Origin of the sequence: Parasphingorhabdus sp. (assembly GCF_049667325.1) — a bacterium.
Taxonomy (GTDB): Bacteria; Pseudomonadota; Alphaproteobacteria; order Sphingomonadales; family Sphingomonadaceae; genus Parasphingorhabdus.
The window spans coordinates 1-1800 of sequence record NZ_JBATHY010000043.1 but is presented as its reverse complement, the minus strand read 5'-3'; the positions used below and the strand labels follow the sequence as shown (position 1 = coordinate 1800).

The 1800-nt window shown below is 55.8% G+C and carries 2 protein-coding genes; both read left to right on the top strand.

Features of this window, described 5'->3' with window-relative positions:
* Positions 1 to 571 (top strand): Gfo/Idh/MocA family protein (locus WBM93_RS02215; protein ID WP_424427726.1); only part of this gene is annotated, 571 nt, incomplete at its 5' end.
* On the top strand, positions 568 to 1737 hold the full coding sequence (gene pobA, locus WBM93_RS02210) for a 4-hydroxybenzoate 3-monooxygenase (protein ID WP_424427724.1): 1170 nt from the start codon (positions 568 to 570) through the stop codon (positions 1735 to 1737). The genes WBM93_RS02215 and pobA, both read left to right, overlap by 4 nt.
* The last annotated feature ends 63 nt before the right edge of the window (positions 1738 to 1800 follow it).

Genomic DNA, 1800 nt, shown 5'->3' with positions numbered 1-1800 from the left:
GTTTAATCCCTCGCACCAATGGGTGCACAATCAAATCACAGCGGGCGATTTCAATATCCAGCAAATGGATGTGCAGACCTACTTTTTCCGGCGGCAGAATATCAATGCAAAGGGTGAAGCGCGGTCCTGGACCGATCATCTGCTCTGGCATCATGCGGCGCATACCGTTGACCTGTTTGCCTATCAGGCCGGGCCCATTGTCCAGGCCAATGCCGTTCAGGGCCCGATTCATCCCGAACTGGGGATCGCGATGGACATGTCGATCCAGCTGAAGGCAGAAAGCGGCGCGATTTGTACGTTGTCGCTCAGTTTCAACAACGAAGGGCCGCTGGGCACATTCTTCCGCTATATCGGTGATACCGGCACTTATATCGCGCGCTATGACGATCTGGTGAACGGCAAGGAAGAGCCGATTGACGTGTCCAAGGTCGATGTGTCGATGAACGGAATCGAATTGCAGGACCGCGAATTCATTGCCGCAATCCGCGAAGGGCGGGAACCCAATAGCAGTGTTGCCCAGGTGTTGCCTTGCTACAAGGTGCTGCATGATCTCGAACAGCAGCTTGGGTGAAAACACAGGTCGTCATTATTGGCGCTGGCCCCGCCGGATTACTGCTCGGCCATTTGTTGCGCGCTGAAGACATTGACTGCATCATCGTCGAGCGCGCGTCGGCGGAGTATGTGCTTGGCCGGATTCGTGCTGGCGTCCTTGAGCAGACGACGACCGATCTGCTCCACCGGCTCGACATTGATGCCCGGTTGAATAGCGAAGGGCTTCTCGAAGAGGGCTTCTGCCTTGCCGATGGCGAGAGACTGATCCGGATCGATACTTACGGCCTGACAGGCAAGCATGTTACCGTTTACGGCCAGACCGAGGTCACGCGCGACCTGATGGATGCAGCGCCCCAACGGGGACTGGAAATCATCTATGAAGCAAATGTTGTCGTCTTGCATGATATTGACGGTAATGCGCCGTATGTCACTTATCGCAAGGACGGCTGCGAGCACCGAATCGATGCGCACTTCATCGCTGGATGCGACGGCTATCATGGTCCGTCGCGGCAAGCGATTCCGAAAAGTGTCGCACAATCCTATGAGCGCGAATATCCCTTTGGCTGGCTTGGTATATTGGCCGATGTCCCGCCCTGCCATGACGAACTGATCTACGCCAATCACAAGCGCGGCTTTGCGCTGGCTTCGATGCGGAGCAAGACGCGCAGCCGCTATTATATTGATGTTCCGGTCACAGAGAACGTCGAAGACTGGAATGACGATCGGCTCTGGGATGAGCTTGCCGTCCGGCTGGGTCCTCAGGCCGCAGCCAATATGACCCGCGGCGCAGCAATTGAAAAGAGCATCGCGCCGCTGCGCAGCTTTGTGTTTGAGCCCATGCGCCACGGCAGCCTTTTTCTCGCGGGAGATGCAGCCCATATCGTTCCGCCCACGGGGGCCAAAGGACTGAATCTCGCTGCCTCCGACGTGCATTATCTGTCGGAAGCCCTTGCCGGCTTTTTCAACCACAACGACAATGACGGCATCGCGGCCTATTCACAAAAGGCATTGGCAAGGGTCTGGAAGTCCGAACGCTTCAGCTGGTCGCTGACAAAACTGATGCACCGCTTTCCCGAAGACGGGCCCTTCGAACGACGGATGCAAATGGCTGAACTGGATTATATTTCCGGAAGCGAAGCGGCGCAAAAAACAATCGCCGAAAATTATGTCGGATTGCCGCTTTGAAGTGACGCCATTATGCCATTGCCAGGGATTCAGCCCTTTACAACCTGCTGATCAATCACACCA